The organism is Arhodomonas aquaeolei DSM 8974 (genome assembly GCF_000374645.1).
Lineage (GTDB): Bacteria > Pseudomonadota > Gammaproteobacteria > Nitrococcales > Nitrococcaceae > Arhodomonas > Arhodomonas aquaeolei.
In genome coordinates this window covers 38,665-55,257 of sequence record NZ_KB894812.1, presented here as the reverse complement: position 1 = coordinate 55,257, position 16,593 = coordinate 38,665, and the positions used below count along the sequence as shown (strand labels likewise).

Annotated in this window: 12 protein-coding genes; 3 read left to right on the top strand and 9 right to left on the bottom strand. The window is 70.3% G+C overall.

Annotated features, from left to right (window positions below; genetic code table 11):
• The first annotated feature begins 56 nt into the window (after window positions 1-56).
• Complete coding sequence (locus tag C516_RS0112860) at window positions 57-1,943, top strand: DUF294 nucleotidyltransferase-like domain-containing protein (RefSeq protein ID WP_018718811.1); 1,887 nt, start codon at window positions 57-59, stop codon at window positions 1,941-1,943.
• A 326-nt stretch (window positions 1,944-2,269) separates the two neighbouring features.
• Here C516_RS0112860 and C516_RS0112855 read toward each other — a convergent pair whose 3' ends face one another.
• The 7 genes from C516_RS0112855 to gluQRS form a co-directional block, all read right to left on the bottom strand.
• Window positions 2,270-4,057: a sodium:solute symporter family protein gene (locus C516_RS0112855; RefSeq protein WP_018718810.1), complete on the bottom strand. Its 1,788-nt coding sequence runs from the start codon at window positions 4,055-4,057 to the stop codon at window positions 2,270-2,272.
• 19 nt (window positions 4,058-4,076) lie between these two features.
• The gene (locus C516_RS0112850) at window positions 4,077-4,349 is read right to left on the bottom strand and encodes a DUF4212 domain-containing protein (protein WP_026321169.1); all 273 of its coding nucleotides are present in this window, start codon (window positions 4,347-4,349) and stop codon (window positions 4,077-4,079) included.
• Window positions 4,350-4,626: 277 nt separating this feature from the next.
• Window positions 4,627-6,564, bottom strand: a complete 1,938-nt coding sequence (acs, locus tag C516_RS0112845) for an acetate--CoA ligase (RefSeq protein WP_018718808.1) — start codon at window positions 6,562-6,564, stop codon at window positions 4,627-4,629.
• Window positions 6,565-6,808: 244 nt separating this feature from the next.
• Entirely contained in the window at window positions 6,809-8,155 is a 1,347-nt protein-coding gene (locus tag C516_RS0112840; protein WP_018718807.1) for a sigma-54-dependent transcriptional regulator, read from the bottom strand.
• Between the two features lie 14 nt (window positions 8,156-8,169).
• Window positions 8,170-11,091: a sensor histidine kinase gene (locus C516_RS0112835; RefSeq protein ID WP_018718806.1), complete on the bottom strand. Its 2,922-nt coding sequence runs from the start codon at window positions 11,089-11,091 to the stop codon at window positions 8,170-8,172.
• Window positions 11,081-11,278: a hypothetical protein gene (locus C516_RS19520; RefSeq protein WP_018718805.1), complete on the bottom strand. Its 198-nt coding sequence runs from the start codon at window positions 11,276-11,278 to the stop codon at window positions 11,081-11,083. The genes C516_RS0112835 and C516_RS19520 overlap by 11 nt, the downstream gene beginning before the upstream one ends.
• 96 nt (window positions 11,279-11,374) lie before the next feature.
• Window positions 11,375-12,289, bottom strand: coding sequence for a tRNA glutamyl-Q(34) synthetase GluQRS (gluQRS, locus tag C516_RS0112825; protein ID WP_018718804.1), 915 nt, complete (start codon window positions 12,287-12,289; stop codon window positions 11,375-11,377).
• Between the two features lie 170 nt (window positions 12,290-12,459).
• On the opposite strand from gluQRS, the gene C516_RS0112820 reads away from it, so the two are divergent.
• Window positions 12,460-13,644: a pyridoxal phosphate-dependent aminotransferase gene (locus tag C516_RS0112820; RefSeq protein WP_018718803.1), complete on the top strand. Its 1,185-nt coding sequence runs from the start codon at window positions 12,460-12,462 to the stop codon at window positions 13,642-13,644.
• Here C516_RS0112820 and cysZ read toward each other — a convergent pair.
• Window positions 13,623-14,423, bottom strand: a complete 801-nt coding sequence (gene cysZ, locus C516_RS19515; RefSeq protein WP_018718802.1) for a sulfate transporter CysZ — start codon at window positions 14,421-14,423, stop codon at window positions 13,623-13,625. The genes C516_RS0112820 and cysZ overlap by 22 nt on opposite strands.
• A gap of 342 nt (window positions 14,424-14,765) precedes the next feature.
• Between cysZ and galE the strand changes: the two genes are divergently transcribed.
• The gene (galE, locus tag C516_RS0112810; protein WP_018718801.1) at window positions 14,766-15,740 is read left to right on the top strand and encodes a UDP-glucose 4-epimerase GalE; all 975 of its coding nucleotides are present in this window, start codon (window positions 14,766-14,768) and stop codon (window positions 15,738-15,740) included.
• On the opposite strand, the gene C516_RS19510 is transcribed toward galE, so the two are convergent.
• A complete protein-coding gene (locus C516_RS19510) occupies window positions 15,725-16,567 on the bottom strand; it encodes an alpha/beta hydrolase (RefSeq protein ID WP_018718800.1) in 843 nt (280 codons plus the stop codon). The two genes, galE and C516_RS19510, sit on opposite strands and share 16 nt — an antisense overlap.
• Window positions 16,568-16,593: the final 26 nt, after the last annotated feature.

Genomic DNA, 16,593 nt, shown 5'->3' with positions numbered 1-16,593 from the left:
GGGGCCGGAATTCTGACACCGGGGCGTTGCATCTGGGATGATGGGGACCGTCAGGGATGGAGACAGAGGGGGTCGCCGTGGTACCGGGACCGGAAGAACGCCGAGACTTCCTGGCGGGGCAGCCGCCGTTCGACAGCCTGCCGGCGGACCTGCTGATGCTCGTCGCCGAGACGGCGGCCGTCCGTGACGCCGCCGACGGCGAGACGCTGCTCGGCCCGGAGGACGGACCGCCGAAGGGGCTGTTCGTGATCGCCGCCGGACGGGTAAGCCTGGAGGCCGGCGACGACGAGCCGGCGGACCTGTTCGTCGGCGAGTCCTTCCCTATCGAGGCGGTGACCGAGCGCCGGGCGGTGGCCCATACCTATCGCGCCTCCGGGGCCGTGCGCCTCTACCGGGTTCCGGCGGCGGTGATCGTGCAGTGCATCGACTCGGTGCCGGAGTTCGCCGCGTTCTGCCGGCGCAGCGCCACCGGGCTGCTGGTTCGCGGCCAGGCGGAGAACCGGCGCCAGGCCGGCGACGAGCTCTCCCGGATCACCAGTCTGGACGTCAGCCTGCGCAGTGTCTGTGCCCATACCCCGGTCACCGCCGGTGCGGACGAGGATGTGCGCCGCGTGGTCGCGCGCATGCACCGCGAGGGGGTGGGCAGCGTCCTCGTGGTGAATGCCGGCGGCGGGCTTCTCGGGATCTTCACCCTGCATGACCTGCGCCGCGTGGTTGCCGACGGCGGCTCGCTGGAGGCCCGGGTTGACGGGGTGATGAGCGCCGATCCCCGGACCCTCCCGGCGGATGCGCTGGCGTTCGAGGCGGTGATTCTCATGGCCCAGCACCATATCCGGCACATCCCGGTGATGGACGGTGAGCGCATCGTCGGAGTGGTCTCCGAGCGGGACCTGTTCGCGCGCCAGCGGGTGAACGTCGTGCAGGTCATGCGCGCGCTCAACAACGCCGTGGACGTCGCGGGCATCGTCGCGGTCCGCGCCGACATCCCGCCGCTGATCGATGCCCTGCTCGGGCACGGTGCCGGGGTGGACCAGATCACCCGAGTACTGACCCTGCTCAACGACCGTACCGTGGCACGGGTCATCGAGCTGTGCGTGGGCGCTCACGGCGAGCCCGCCGCACCGTTCACCTGGATGGCCTTCGGCAGCGAGGGCCGCGGCGAGCAGACCCTGCACACCGACCAGGACAACGGCATGCTCTTCGATCCCGGCGCCCGTCCGGCGGACGAGGTCCGCGAGGCGCTGCTGCCGCTCGCCCGGGAGATCAACGAGGCCCTGGACCGCTGCGGTTTCGACCTGTGCAAGGGCAACATCATGGCCAGCAACCCGGAGCTGTGCCTGAGTCTGCAGGAGTGGCGGCGGCTGTTCTCGCGGATGATCGCCTCGGCGACACCGGAGAACCTCCTGCGCTCGAGCATCTACTTCGACCTGCGCACGGTCTGGGGCGACGTCCAGCCGGTGGAGCAGCTGCGTGGCCACATCCTGGCCGAGGTACGGGACAATACCCTGTTCCTGCGCTCGCTCGCGGGTAACGCGCTCACTCATCGCCCGGCGCTGGGCTGGCTGCGGACCTTCGCCACCGAGCGGGGACGCGACGGCGCGACCTTCGATATCAAGATGCGGGGTCTCTTCCCGTTCGTCGAGGGCGCCCGGGTGCTGGCGCTGGAGTCGGGGATCGAGGCCACGGGTACCGCCGCGCGGCTGGCGGCCCTGCCGGAGGCGGGGGTCTGCACGCCGGACGAGGCGGAGGCGTGGGGGCATGCCCTCGATTACCTCCAGCTTATCCGCATGCGCGCCCACCAGGCGCAGACCCGGGCCGGGGAGGCGCTGAGTAACCGGGTGGCGCCGGGGGAGCTCAACCCGCTGGACCAGCGCGTGCTCCGCGAGGCCCTGCGGCAGGGCCGGGATATCCAGCGTCGGCTCGCGGTGCGCTTCCAGCTCTAGGGCCTGTTCCGGAGGGCCCTGCGCCACCGGCGTCCCGTGGCAGCGCCTTCCCGTCTCCGACATCGCCCCGGGGTGCCGTTGGATTCCACCGCGGCGGTTCAGCCTCTGCTGTAGGTCGGCTGCTCCCGGCAGCCGACATCCCCGCCGAATATGCCGTGAAGCGATCGCTCGAAGGCAATCGACCGTCGTCGGGTTGAAGAGTGGCGCCTGCGGGGAGCCGGCCAGGGAAGTGCATCGGGCACGGCCGCAGCTTCCACCTATTTGGTCACCACAAAGAGAAAGGGCCCCGCAGGGCCCTTTCGTCGGTGTCGTCGTGAGGCTGCGGCTCAGTGGCCGGTGGCCTCGCCCGCGCCGCGGGGGACGCGGACGTCCTCGACGAGCTGCTGGATGTGCTCCGGCGGCGGGGCCGTCACACGGGAGACCAGCGCGGCCGCGACCACGTTGAGCAGCGCGCCGAGCGCCCCGAAGGACTCCGGCTGGATGCCCAGGAACCAGTACTCCGCGGTGTTGGGCAGCATGTTGGTGCCCGGCACGAAGAACCAGCCCTTGTACGTGAAGATGTACACCAGCGTGGTGGTCAGGCCCACGATCATGCCCGTCATGGCACCGGCGCTGTTCATGCGCTTGTTGAAGATGCCGAGCATGAGCACCGGGAACAGCGAGGAGGCGGCGAGGCCGAAGGCCAGTGCCACCACCTGGGCGGCGAAGCCCGGTGGGTTGAGGCCGAGGTAACCGGCCACCAGCACCGCACCCGCCATGGACAGCCGTGCCGAGAGCAGCTCGCCCTTCTCGCTGATCTTCGGGTTGAACACGCCCTTGATCAGGTCGTGGGAGACCGCCGAGGAGATGGCCATGAGCAGGCCGGCCGCCGTGGACAGTGCCGCGGCAAGGCCGCCGGCGACCACCAGCGCGATCACCCAGTTGGGCAGCTTGGCGATCTCCGGGTTGGCCATGACCATGATGTCGCGGTCGACGGTGAGCTCGTTGCCCTCCCAGCCGAGCTGCTGGGCCTCGCTGGAGAACGCCGGGTTGTCGGCGTTGTAGTACTGGATGCGCCCGTCGCCGTTCTTGTCGTCCCAGCTCAGCAGACCGGTCTGCTCCCAGTTCTTGAACCACTGGGGCCGCTGCTCGTAGGGCAGGCTGGCGTCGACCTGGGTCGGCGTGCCGTCCTTCACCGTGTTGATCAGGTTGTAGTAGGACATCGCACCCACCGCCGGGGCCGTGGTGTAGAGGATGGCGATGAACACCAGCGCCCAGCCGGCGGACTTACGCGCATCACGCACCCGCGGGACGGTGAAGAAGCGCACGATGACGTGGGGCAGACCGGCGGTGCCGATCATCAGCGACATGGCCAGCATCATCATGTTGAAGGTGTTGCCTTCCTGCATGGCCGTGTACCGGTCGAACCCGAGGTCGACGAGTATCTGGTCCAGTGTGCTCAGCAGGTGCTGGCCCTGGGCGCCGCCGACCTCCAGCGACCCGCCGAGGCCGAGCTGGGGCAGGGGGTTGCCGGTGAGCTGCAGGGAGATGAACACCGCGGGCACGGTGTAGGCGAAGATGAGCACCACGTACTGCGCGATCTGCGTGTAGGTGATGCCCTTCATGCCGCCGATGACCGCGTAGAAGAACACGATCGCCATGCCGATGAGCAGGCCGGTGGCGTAGTCGGTCTCCAGGAACCGCGAGAAGGCCACGCCGATGCCCTTCATCTGGCCGATGACGTAGGTCAGCGAGGCCACGATGAGGCAGACCACGGCGATGATGCGGGCGGTCTTGGAGTAGAAGCGGTCGCCGATGAACTCCGGCACCGTGAACTTGCCGAACTTGCGCAGGTACGGCGCCAGCAGCATCGCCAGCAGCACGTAGCCGCCGGTCCAGCCGAGCAGGTAGACGGAGGCGTCATAGCCCATGAAGGCGATCAGCCCCGCCATGGAGATGAACGAGGCCGCGGACATCCAGTCCGCCGCGGTGGCCATGCCGTTGGCCACGGGGTTAACGCCCCGTCCGGCGGTGTAGTACTCGCTCGTGCTTCCCGCCCGCGCCCAGATCGCGATACCGATGTACAGCGCGAAGGTGAAGCCGACGACGATATAGGTCAGCGTCGTGAGATCCATGTCCGGTCTCTCCTCCTGGTTATTCTTCGTGGACGTCGTATTTGCGATCCAGGGCGTTCATCTTCACGACGTACGTGAAGATCAGGATCAGGAAGAGATAGATCGACCCCTGCTGGGCGATCCAGAAACCGAGCGGGTAGCCGCCGATCAGGATGTTGTTGAGCAGGGGAGCCAGCAGGATCCCGAAGATGTAGGGGACAATGAACCAGATCACGAGCAGCGTGAGCAGCAACCGGACGTTCTCTTTCCAGTATGCCGCCGCCGCTTCCTTACGAGCGGAATCGTTCGACATCGTTCTCCTCCTCGTTGTTGCTTCAGCGTCTCCGTGACCCCGTCGCTGCGGGGGCGGAGGCGTTGACCCCGGGTGTGCCGGTCCCGGCACCCATACCCGTACCCAGTGTTCTGCAAAAAGCGTGCACAGTTCTGCGTGCGCGCTAAATGCGCGTCCATTCAGGGAATGCGGCACGGGGTTGGCGGGTGAGCGGCGGGGGAGTGTTACCGGAGGTAACCCGGGGTGTTTCCCGGGGTAACAGCCCCGGGCGCAGGGCCCGGGGCTGTCTGCGGGGCGTCTACTTGTGCGCCCGGTGCTCGATGAGCTCTTCGACCACGCTGGGGTCGGCCAGTGTGCTGGTGTCGCCCAGGCTGTCGGTCTCGTTGCTCGCGACCTTGCGCAGGATGCGGCGCATGATCTTGCCCGAACGGGTCTTGGGCAGCCCCGGCGCCCACTGGATGACGTCCGGGGAGGCGATGGCACCGATCTCGCTGCGCACGAGCTGCACGAGCTCCTTCTTGAGCGCCTCGGTGGGCTCGGCACCAGAGACCAGGGTCACGTAGCAGTAGATGCCCTGACCCTTGACGTCATGGGGGAAGCCGACCACGGCGGCCTCGGCGACCTGGTCGTGGAGCACCAGCGCGCTCTCCACCTCGGCGGTACCCATGCGGTGACCGGAGACGTTGATGACGTCGTCGACGCGACCGGTGATCCAGTAGTAGCCGTCCGCGTCCCGGCGGGCCCCGTCACCGGTGAAGTATTTGCCGGTGTAGTGGGTGAGGTAGGTGTTCATGAAGCGCTGGTGATCGCCGTAGATCGTGCGCATCATGCTCGGCCAGGAGCGGGCGATGCAGAGGTTGCCGTCGGTGGCGCCGTCCTGGACGTTGCCGTCGTTGTCCACCAGCTGGGGCTCGATGCCGAAGAACGGCAGCGTCGCCGAGCCCGGCTTGAGGTCGGTGACGCCGGGCAGCGGGCTGATCATGATCGCGCCGGTCTCGGTCTGCCACCAGGTGTCGACGATGCGGCAGCGGTCCTCGCCCACGGTGTGGTAGTACCACTCCCAGGCCTCCGGGTTGATCGGCTCGCCCACGGTGCCGAGCACGCGCAGGCTCTTGCGCGAGCGGCGGGTGACGTACTCGTTGCCCTGACCCATGAGCGCGCGGATGGCCGTCGGCGCGGTGTAGAAGATGTTGACGTTGTGCTTGTCGACCACGTCCCACATGCGCCCGGCGTCCGGGTAGGTGGGCACGCCCTCGAACATCAGCGTGGTCGCGCCGTTGGCGAGCGGGCCGTAGACGATGTAGCTGTGGCCGGTGACCCAGCCCACGTCGGCGGTGCACCAGTAGATCTCGCCGTCGTGGTAGTCGAAGACGTACTTCTGGGTCATCGCCGCCTGCAGCAGATAGCCGCCGGTGGTGTGCAGTACGCCCTTCGGCTTGCCGGTGGAGCCGGAGGTGTAGAGGATGAACAGCGGATCCTCGGCGTCGACCTCCTCCGCCGGGCAGTCCTCGGAGGCGCCGTCGATGGCCTCGTGGTACCAGACGTCGCGGCCGTCCTTGAACGATACGTCGCCGCCGGTGCGCTTGACCATGAACACCGTGGAGACGTCCGGGCACTCCTCGAGGGCGCGCTCGACGTTCTCCTTGAGCGGCACATGCTTGCCGCCGCGCACGCCCTCGTCGGCGGTGACCACCACGCGGCAGTCCGAGTCGAGGATGCGGTCGCGCAGGGCGTGGGGCGAGAAGCCGCCGAAGACCACCGAGTGGATCGCGCCGATACGCGCGCAGGCGAGCATGGCCACCGCCGCCTCGGGGATCATGGGCATGTAGATGCACACCCGGTCGCCCTTGTTCACGCCGCGTGCGCGCAGCGCGTTGGCGAAGCGGTTCACCTCGGAGTTGAGCTCGCGGTAGGTGATCTTGCGGGACTGGTCGGGCTCGTCGCCCTCCCAGATGATGGCGACCTGGTCGCCGCGGGAGGCCAGGTGGCGTTCCACGCAGTTGTAGGCCGCGTTGAGCTTGCCGCCCTCGAACCAGCGGATCTCGCCCTTGGCGAGGTCGCTGGTGTTGACGCTGTCCCAGCGCTTGAACCAGGTCAGGAACTGCTCGGCCTGCTCCGACCAGAACGCGTCGGGCTCCTCCAGCGAGCGCCGGTACATCTGCTCGTACTGCTCGCGGTTGATGAGCGCGTTATCGGCAACGTCCTTGGGAACGGGGTACACCTTGGACTCGGACATCCTGCTTCTCCTCCCTTCAGGGCTGATGTCGTGGCTTTTTAGCGCACGTCCCGGGCGACGTGATCCATAGTATCGCCGGGACTTCGATCTTGTTCGATTCCAGCATGGAAGCAAATTCCGTTCCGGAAAACCCCATCCGTCGGGTACCGCATTCGCGCCCGGCTCGGGGGCGTGTCGGCCCGCCCGGGCCGCGGCCGGGCGTTACGACTCGTAACGATTTGTCACCTCCCGTAACGCTAACGCGTTACCCCGTCCGGGCGCCAGAGGCGGCGGGCCGGGGGATTCCGAGGCGCTGGCGTCGCTCCCACAGCGCCTTGCGGCTGATCCCCAGGCGCCGCGCGATCTCGGTCTCGGTGAGGTGGTCCTGGTGGTGGAGCACGAACTCCCGGAAATAGCCCTCCAGCGACATGTCGGGAAAGGCACCGGCGTCGCCGCCGCCCCCGACGGGCAGGCCCAGGAGATCGGCGGTGAGCGCGGTGCTCTCCGCCAGTATGACCGCACGCTCGATGGCGTTCTCCAGTTCCCGGACATTACCGGGCCACTGGTAGTTCCGGATCGCGCCGAGGGCATCGTCGCTCAGGCGCATGGGCGGGCGGTTGAGCCGCCGGCAGGCCTTCTCCAGGAGAAAGCGCGCGAGTGCCGGGATGTCCTCGCTGCGCTCGCGCAGCGGCGGCAGCCGGATCTCCATGACCTGGATGCGGAAGTAGAGGTCCTCGCGGAACGTCCCATCGGCGACCATCGCCTCCAGGTCCCGGTGGGTGGCGGCCACCAGGCGGATGTCGACGCGGCTGGAGCGATCCGAGCCGACCCGGCGGATCTCGCCCTCCTGGAGGACGCGCAGCAGCCGGGCCTGGGCGGCGAGCGGCAGCTCGCCGATCTCGTCGAGGAACAGCGTACCGCCGTCGGCGGACTCCACCAGCCCGCGCCGGCGTCCCTCCGCGCCGGTGAATGCGCCCTTTTCGTGGCCGAACAGCTCGGCCTCGATCAGCGATTCGGGGATGGCCGCGCAATTGACCGCCACCAGCGCCGCCTCCTTGCGCGTGCTGCGCTCGTGCAGCGCCCGCGCGACCAGCTCCTTGCCGGTGCCGGACTCGCCGAGGATCAGCACCGTCGTGTCCGTGGGCGCGACCTTGCCAATGCGGCGGAATACCGCCTGCATCGCCTCCGAGTCGCCCACGATTCCCGAGACCGGGTACTCCGCGGCGACGTCGGCGCGCAGGGCCTCGTTCTGACGCTCCAGCCGGGTCTCCTTGAGCGCGCGCTCGACGGTGAGCAGCAGGTCGTCGTTGTCGAAGGGCTTGGCGATATAGTCCACCGCACCCTCGCGCATCGCCTCCACCGCCGAGCGCACGCTGGCGTAGCTGGTCATGATGATCACCGGCACCTCCGCGGCCCGGCGCACCGCCTCGATGCCCTCGGCGCCGGGCAGGCGGAGGTCGGCGAGGATGATGTCGTGGTCGGCGAGGGCGGTGCTGTCCTCCGCCTCCTCCAGCGATCCCGCCTCGGTGACGCTCATGCCGTGACGGGTGAGCAGCCGCCGGATGGCGCTGCGGATGACTTTCTCGTCCTCGATCACCAGTACGCGTGGCATTGGGTCTCCCTCCCTCACTCCTCGATCGCCGGCAGCGCGATCAGGACCACCGTGCCGTGGCGCCGGCCCCAGCGTTCGCGCAGCCGCAGCTCGCCGTCGTATTCGCGGATGATGTTGTAGACCAGCGGCAGCCCGAGCCCGGTGCCCCGGCCCGGCTGCTTGGTGGTGAAGAACGGCTCCAGGACCTTGTCGCGGATATTCGCCGGGATGCCCGGGCCGTTGTCCATGACCCGGATCTCCACGCGGCCGTGGCGGCGCACCCCGGTGACCAGGATCTCGCCGCCCTCGCCGCAGGCGTCCACGGCGTTGTTGAACAGGTTCACGAACACCTGCACCAGCCGCTGCATGTCCGCGCGCACCCACAGGCCCTCGTCCAGGCGGTAGCGCATGGTCATCAGCCGCGCGCGCTTGGACAGGCGCACCACCCGCTCCGCCTCCCCGACGGCGGCGGCCACGTCCACCGGTACCGGCTGGTGGCCCTCGTTGTGGCCCGCGTGGGCGTAGCTCACCAGGGTCTGGACGATGGTGTTGATGCGCTGGGCCTGGGTGAGGATGTCCTGCGCGTATTCCGGCAACTCGTCCGCCTCGACGCCGGCACGCAGCTCCTGGGCCAGGCAGGTGATGCCCGTCACCGGGTTGCCGATCTCGTGGGCGACACCCGCGGCGAGGCGGCCGATGGAGGCGAGGCGTTCGCTGTGGGTCAGCTCCTCCTCCAGGCGCTGGAGCTCGGTGACGTCCTCCACGAGCAGCAGCCGGTCGCCGGGTTCGCCGCGGCGGGCGCCGCCGATGAAGGCCCGGTGCAGCGACAGCCAGCGCGTCTCCGCGGGCAGCTGCAGGGCGCGCTTGTGGGCGTGGTTCTCGTCCGCGGCGAGGAAATCGGTGAGCAGCCCGCCCCAGGGCTCGGTGAGCTCACTGACGCGCCGGCCCACCACCCGCGCGGCGTTCATGCCGGTGAGCGACTGCATCGCCGGGTTCCAGCGCACGATGCGGTCGTTGGGCGTGACCGCCACCACGCCCAGCGGCAGGTCCTCGAGGATCTGGCGGTGGTAGCGGCGCAGCTCGTCGAGCTCGGCGGCGAGGCCGCGGAAGCGGTTGCGCGAACGCTCCAGGCGCTCCTCGATGAGGCGCACGTTCTGTGCCAGCGCCGTGCGCGTGTCCGCGTCCACGCGCAGGCGCTCGTCGACGATCATGCGCGCGAGGATCGGGCCCATCATCCCGGAGAGGTTGCGTTCGATCTGCTCGCGCAGCTGCTGGAGCCGGTCCGGGCGGGTCTCGCTCCAGTCCAGGCCCTGGTCGGCCAGCGCCTTGGCGACCTCGGCCCGGGCGGCCGCCGCGCCGGTGACCGAGGTCAGCTGCTCGACGAACTGCGCCGGCGACTCCAGCACCAGCGCCCCGCGGGGGATCGCCGTGCTCACGTCGCGGCAGGCCGCCGCGGCCTCGGATTCGCGGTCGCTCTGGCGGGTGAGCAGCGAGACCGCGGCGAACACCAGGGCGTTGGCGGCCACCGACCAGAACGCCACCGCCGCGAAGTGGTCCGCGCCCTGGGTGCGGGCAATGTCCAGGCCGACGATGGTCACCGGGCTGACGGTGGTGAGCGCGGGCAGCAGTGCCGTGCCGCCCCAGATCGCACCGCCGGTGAGCAGCCCGGCGATGAAGCCGACCCGGGTGGCGCGTGTCCATACCAGCACGCCGACCACGCCGGGCACGAACTGGACCATCGCCAGGAACGAGATCAGCCCCCAGGAGACCAGCCCCTCCGTGCGTTCCAGCGCGAGGAAGAAGAGGTACCCGGCGGCGATGATCGCCGCGATCAGCATGCGCCGTGCCCAGCGCAGGGCCTCGTAGAGGTTGCGCTGGGGGTCCGGCCGGAACACCGGCAGGACCAGGTGGTTGAGGCACATCGACGAGAGCGCGAGCGTGGTCACGATGATCATCGCGCTCGCCGCGGAGATGCCGCCCAGGTAGGCCACCATCGCCAGCGTCGGCGAGCCGCTGACCATGGCCATGGCGAGGACGTAGTAGTCCGGGATGATCCCCGGGGCGAGTGCGTAGCCCGCCCACAGGATCGGGGGCACGGCGAACGACATCGCCAGCAGGTACAGCGGGAATCCCCAGCTCGCGGTGATCAGCCCCTGGGGCCGGGCGTTCTCGGTGAACATCATGTGGAACTGGCGCGGCAGCAGGAAGGCCGCGCCGAAGGCGATGAACAGCAGCCCGCCCCAAGCCTGCTCGCGCACCGGGGCGTAGAACGCGGCCAGCCGCTCCGGGTTGCGCTCGAGCCAGTCCTGGATGCCGCCGAAGCCGCCGAAGGCAAGGTGCACGGCCACCACCGCGACCACCAGCAGCGCGATCAGCTTGATCAGCGACTCGAAGGCGATCGCCGTGACCAGCCCGGCGTGCTTCTCCCGCGGGGTGACGTGGCGTGCGCCGAAGATGATCGCGAACACCGAGACCATCACGCAGAAGCCCACCGCGATGGGGCCCGGGGAGGCCTCGCCGCTGAGCACCTGCGTGGACTCCGCCACCGCGCGGATCTGCAGCGCCAGATAGGGCAGGCTGCCGGTGAGCATGACCACGGTGGCGAGCACGCCGGCGCCCTGGCTGTTGAAGCGGAAGGCGAAGATGTCCGCGAGCGAGGTGAGCTGCCAGTGCCGGGTGAGCCGCAGCAGCGGCATCAGCAGCACCGGCGTCAGTGCCATGGCCATGGCCACGCCGAGGTAGATGGTGACGAACGCGAGCCCCTGGCGGTCGGCGAAGCCCACCGCGCCGTAATAGCTCCACGTGGTGGCGTAGACCCCCAGCGAGAGGACGTAGACCGCCGGGTGTGCGGCCAGCCGCCGCGCCCGCGCGTTCCGCTCCGTGCCGTAGGCGATCAGGAAGAGGACCAGCAGGTACGCGATCGCGAAGGCGAACAGCGTGCCGAGCTCAAACCTCATGGCGGGCCGTGCGGCGGGCGCCGAGCCGGATGGCGACGATCACCAGCGCCCAGAGCGCGAAGGGCGCGTACCACGGTGGTGCGAGCGCCGACCACCAGTCGCTGGCCGGCGAGGCGAAGGCCAGCAGGGTAAACGCGAACGTGATCAGGCTGGGCGCATGGGGCCCATAGTCGATGTGCGTGGCCATCGGTTCTCCTCCCGCTGCATCCGTGCGGCTATCGGGGTGTTGCCCCCGCTGTTTGTTACCTAAAGTAGCACAACCGGCGATGGCCGGGCGATGCCGTCAGCGTCCCTCCACGGGGATGTCGGTGGCGGGGAGGGTGTCGATGCGCCAGTGCCCGGTGGCCCAGGCCAGCAGCGCCGCCGGCGGTGCGCCCTCGAGGTCGGCGGGCGGCGCCAGGCCGAGGAAGGCCAGTACCGCGGCGATATTCGCCGACGGGGTGGCGTCGTCCACGGCTCGGGCGTGGGTGTGCTTGCTGAGCTTCCCGCCCGCGGGGCTGAGCGCCAGGGGCAGGTGCAGGTGACGCGGCCGCGGCAGCCCCAGGGCGTCACGCAGGGCCATCTGCGGCGCGGTGGCGATCAGGAGGTCGGCGCCGCGGACGATGTCCGTGGCGCCGAGGGCGGCGTCGTCGACGACCATCGCCAGGTGATAGGCGAACAGGCCGTCGCCGCGGCGGATGACGAAGTCCCCGATCTCCGTGGCGACGTCCACGTGCTGCGGGCCGAGACGGCGGTCGTCGAAGCGCACCGGCGCGGCCGGGGCACGCAGCCGCCAGGACCGGGCACTCTTGCCGGGGGGCAGGCCGTCGCGGCAGGTGCCGGGGTAGATCATCCCCGCCGGGCCATGGGTTGCCACCGCCCGCAGCTCGCGCCGGGTGCAGCCGCAGGGGAAGGCGAGGCCCGTGTCCACCAGCCGGTCCAGGGCGTCGGCGTAGGCGTCGTCGCGGGCGCTCTGGTAGACCACCGGGCCATCCCAGTGCAGGGCGTGACGCTCAAGGGTGCGGCGGATTGCCGTGTCGGTGCCGTTGACGGCGCGCGCCCGATCGACGTCGTCGATGCGCAGCGCCCAGCGCCCGTCGTGGCGGCGGGCGTCCAGGTAGCTGGCCACGGCGGCCACCAGCGAGCCGAAATGCAGCGGCCCGGTGGGGCTCGGTGCGAAGCGTCCGACGTAGTGCCCGGTGTCGGCGTCTGTGCTCATCGCTGCGGTCGTCGTCCCGGTGGCCCGTGTCCCTGTCGTCCCCGGATTCTACCTGACCTGGGCCGTGCCGGATCGTGTGCACGCAGCCCGCGGGGGATGGCCGGGCGCTGGCAAACCGTCCAGGAGCCTTAGTACGCTCTGGTGACCAGCCCGCGCCCACCGGAGGTACCGTGACCGACACGCCGCTGCCCTTCACGCCCGCGGGGCGGATCGACGAGGTCCGTCCGTTTCATGTCATGGAGCTGCTGCGCCGCGCCCGGGCGCTGGAGGCGGCGGGTCACGACATCGTCCACATGGAGATTGGCGAGCCGGACTTCACCACCGCCGAGCCGGTGGTCGAGGCCGGGCGGCGCGCGCTGGCCGAGGGGCACACCGGCTACCTGCCGGCGGCGGGGCTCACGCCGCTGCGCGAGGCCATTGCCCGGCACTACGCCGAGGAGTACGGCGCCGATGTCGCCCCGGAGCGGATCTTCATCACCCCCGGGGCGAGCGGGGCTCTGACGCTGGCCATGGCGCTGATCGCCGACCCCGGCCGTACGGTGCTGCTGCCTGAGCCCGGCTATCCGTGCAATCGCAACTTCGCGGCAGTGGTCAATGCGCTACCCAGGCCGGTACCGGTGACCGCGGCGACGGACTACCAGCTCACCGCCGCGCTCGCCGCCGATCACGTCGACGCGGATACCGCCGGCATCCTCATCGGCTCGCCGTCCAACCCCACCGGCACCATGGCCGACGGTCCCGCCCTGGAGGCCCTGGCGGCGCTCGCCGACGCGCGCGGCATCGCGCTGATGGTCGACGAGATCTACCACGGCCTGCACTACACCCCGGCGGCGGCCAGCGCGGTGGTGCACGCGCCGCGGGCCCTGGTGATCAACAGCTTCTCGAAGTACTTCGGGATGACCGGCTGGCGGCTCGGCTGGCTGGTGGTGCCGGAGGGGCTGGAGGCCGCCACCGAGAAGCTCATCCAGAACCTCTACATCAACGCCTCCACGCCGGCGCAGTACGCCGCGCTGGCCTGCTTCAGCCCCGCGGCGCGGGAGATCTTCGAGGCCCGGCGCGAGGCCTTCCGGGAGCGGCGGGACTTCCTGCTGCCGGCGCTGCGCGAGCTCGGGCTGGCGATCCCCGGGGAACCGGCGGGGGCGTTCTACCTCTATGCGGACGTGAGCGCGGTCGCCCCGGACAGCGAGGCCCTGGCCCAGGCCCTGCTGGAGGAGGCCGGCGTCGCCGCGACCCCGGGGCTGGACTTCGAGTCCGCGCACCCGGGGCGGCACATGCGCTTTGCCTACACCACCGGGCTGGAGCGCCTCGCCGAGGGTGTCGAGCGCATCCGGCGCTACCTCGCCGCCGGCGGCTGAGCCGCGGGGGCGTCGCCGTACTCGCCGAGCTCGCTGCGCAGCAGCGTCGCGGCGATCACGCCGGTGGGCATCGCCAGCAGGTTCAGCACCGGGATCAGGGTCATCGCCAGCAGTGCACCGCCGAGGCCGAGGTGTAGCCACCGCCGTCGGCGCAGCAGCGCGCGCTGATCGGCGAACGCCAGGCCGTGGTTCCCCAGCGGGTAGTCGCAGTACTCCAGCGCCATCATCCACGCGCCGAAGACCGCCCAGGCCGGTGGCGCGAGGATATTCACCACCGGGATGAAGAACAGCACCAGCAGGGGGACGGCGAGCAGGGCGAAGTGGGCGATCTTGCGCAGCTCGTCGCCCAGGGCGCCGACCGTCTCCACCACCAGCCCGCCGCTGCTCACCTCCGGGGGCATGCGCCCGGTTGCCCGGGCCTCCACCCGGGCGGCGAGCATGCCGTTGAACGGCGAGCCCACGAGGTTGGCCACGGCAGTGAAGGTGTAGAACATCACCACCGCGGCGGCGAGGATGAACAGCGGCCACAGCAGCCAGCGCAGGAGCACCACGAACACCGTCAGCACGTCGCCGATCCAGCCGTCACCGAGCGCAGCGGTATCCGGCAGGAGGTAGTTCAGCAGCATCCCGTAGTACTCCGCGCCGAGCCAGAACAGGCCGAGGAAGATCAGCGCGTTGATGATCACGGGCAGGGCCACGAAACGCCGCAGGCCGGGCTCACCGAGCAGGGCGAAGCCGCGGGGGACGTAGCTGACGCCGCGGAGGAAATCACGGATCATGGAAAATCTCCCGGTGTGACGGTTCGCCCGTTTCCGCGCCCCGGAACGGGCGTTGCGTGACATGCCGTGCCCGGCGATGCGGCGGACCCGCGCTCCGGCGTACGGGCAGGCCCCCGGGAATCTATAACACAGCCGGTCGCTTGACGACGCCCGGCCGTGCCGTCGATCGTCACCGCGGCCCCGGCCCGCGCCGCCGTGGAGGAGACGTCGCGCACGTGCGGCGACCGTTCATGACACCGGCCGGCCGGTAACGTCGGCCCGGTGCTCGCCGCGGCGGCCGGTTCGGGGGTAGTCTGATCGTCCGGGGCCATGCCCCGATCCACCACGCAGAGGGAGCCGCGCATGCGCATTCTGGTGACCGGAGGGGCGGGCTACATCGGCTCGCACGTCGTCCACGAGCTGCTGGCCGGGGGGCACGAGGTGGTCGTCTACGACAACCTCTCCACCGGTCATGCCTGGGCGGTGGGCGAGGCGAGCCTGGTGGTGGCCGATCTCGCCGACCGCGAGACCCTGGCCTCGGTGCTGCGCGAGGGATTCGACGCGGTGATGCACTTCGCCGCGCACATCGTGGTGCCGGAGTCCATCGCCGATCCCCTGCGCTATTACGCGAACAACACCGGCAACACCCTGGGGCTGCTCACCGAGGTCACCGCCGCCGGGGTGCCGCAGTTCGTGTTCTCCTCGACGGCGGCGGTCTACGGCATCCCGGAGACCGAGCTCGTCAGCGAGGACACGCCACTCGCGCCGATCAATCCCTACGGTGCCTCCAAGATGATGAGCGAGCGCATGCTCATGGACGCCGCCGCGGCGTCCTCGCTGCGCTACGGCATCCTGCGCTACTTCAACGTCGCCGGCGCGCACCCGGACGGGCACATCGGCCAGGCCACGCCGGCGGCGACCCACCTGATCAAGGTGGCGTGCCAGACCGCCCTCGGGCGGCGGCCGTCGCTGTCCGTGTTCGGCACCGACTACGCCACGCCGGACGGTACCTGCGTGCGCGACTACATCCACGTGGTCGACCTCGCCCGCGCCCACGTCCAGCTCCTCGACCATCTCGCCGCCGGTGGTGACTCACGGGTGTACAACTGCGGCTACGGCCACGGCTCGAGCGTGCGCGAGGTGGTGGACACGGTGCGGCGTGTCCACGGTGCCCCGTTCGAGGTGGAGGAGGCGCCGCGCCGCGCCGGCGACCCGCCGGCGCTGGTGGCGGACAGCACCCGGCTGCGCCGTGAGCTTGGCTGGACGCCCGCCTTCGACGACCTGGAGACCATCGTCCGCCACGCCTACCAGTGGGAGAGCCGTTACGAGGGAGAGTGATCCCCCGCGCCGGCCAGTCCGGCGGTGACGCCGAAGGCCTCGCCGTCGGCCAGGAACAGCGCCTCCAGCACGTCGAAGTGATTGCGCCCGGGCGGCGTGGTCACCGGCGCGTCGATGCCCGCGTGGCGCCGGTAGGCTTCGCTCTGCTCGTGGAAGGCAGCGGTCTCGGCGCCCCCCACCGCCAGGCGCAGGGGCACGTCCGCCGGCGGCGGGAGCTCGTACAGCGGCGAGCAGGCGCGGGCGGCGGCCTCGTCCAGGCCCAGGGCGTCGTTGATGCTGGTGGCGATCAGCGGCGCCAGGTCGAAGACCCCGGAGATCGCGAGTGCGCCGGCGATAGGGGTCTCCCCGGCGGTGCGGCCGGCGAGCAGCCGGGCCACGATCTGGCCGCCGGCGGAGTGGCCGGATACGGTCAGGGGCCCGCTGCCGAGCCCCAGCCGGGCGGCGTTGTCGTGGATGAACCGGACGGCGTCCGCGCACATCGCGTTGATCCCGGCGACGCTCACCGCGGGGCAGAGCTCATAGTTCACCACCACCACGGAGACCCCGCGGGGCACCAGGTCCCGGGCGACGAAGGCGTAGTCGCGCTTGTCCTGGCTGCGCCAGTAGCCGCCGTGGAAGAACGCATGCACCGGCGCGTCATCCGCCCCGGCGGGGAAGCAGTCCATCGTCTGCAGCGGCCCGTCGCCGTAGGCCACGTCCCCGATGCGCTCCGGCAGGCGCCTGCGGGTCTCCTCGGAGAGTGCCTGCAGGCGCTCGAAGTAGCGGGCGAACGCCGGTACCGTCACCCGCGGGTTGTACTCGTATTCCAGTGACTCGTGATCGCTCATGGCCTCGTCGATGCCCGTTCCGCGGC

Coding starts and splice junctions, on each gene's coding strand:
- C516_RS0112855 (WP_018718810.1), bottom strand. CDS start 4,057: ATGGATCTCACGACGCTGACCTATATCGTCGTCGGCTTCACCTTCGCG.
- galE (WP_018718801.1), top strand. CDS start 14,766: ATGCGCATTCTGGTGACCGGAGGGGCGGGCTACATCGGCTCGCACGTC.
- C516_RS0112860 (WP_018718811.1), top strand. CDS start 57: ATGGAGACAGAGGGGGTCGCCGTGGTACCGGGACCGGAAGAACGCCGA.
- cysZ (WP_018718802.1), bottom strand. CDS start 14,423: ATGATCCGTGATTTCCTCCGCGGCGTCAGCTACGTCCCCCGCGGCTTC.
- C516_RS19520 (WP_018718805.1), bottom strand. CDS start 11,278: ATGGCCACGCACATCGACTATGGGCCCCATGCGCCCAGCCTGATCACG.
- gluQRS (WP_018718804.1), bottom strand. CDS start 12,289: ATGAGCACAGACGCCGACACCGGGCACTACGTCGGACGCTTCGCACCG.
- C516_RS0112850 (WP_026321169.1), bottom strand. CDS start 4,349: ATGTCGAACGATTCCGCTCGTAAGGAAGCGGCGGCGGCATACTGGAAA.
- C516_RS0112835 (WP_018718806.1), bottom strand. CDS start 11,091: ATGAGGTTTGAGCTCGGCACGCTGTTCGCCTTCGCGATCGCGTACCTG.
- C516_RS19510 (WP_018718800.1), bottom strand. CDS start 16,567: ATGAGCGATCACGAGTCACTGGAATACGAGTACAACCCGCGGGTGACG.
- C516_RS0112840 (WP_018718807.1), bottom strand. CDS start 8,155: ATGCCACGCGTACTGGTGATCGAGGACGAGAAAGTCATCCGCAGCGCC.
- acs (WP_018718808.1), bottom strand. CDS start 6,564: ATGTCCGAGTCCAAGGTGTACCCCGTTCCCAAGGACGTTGCCGATAAC.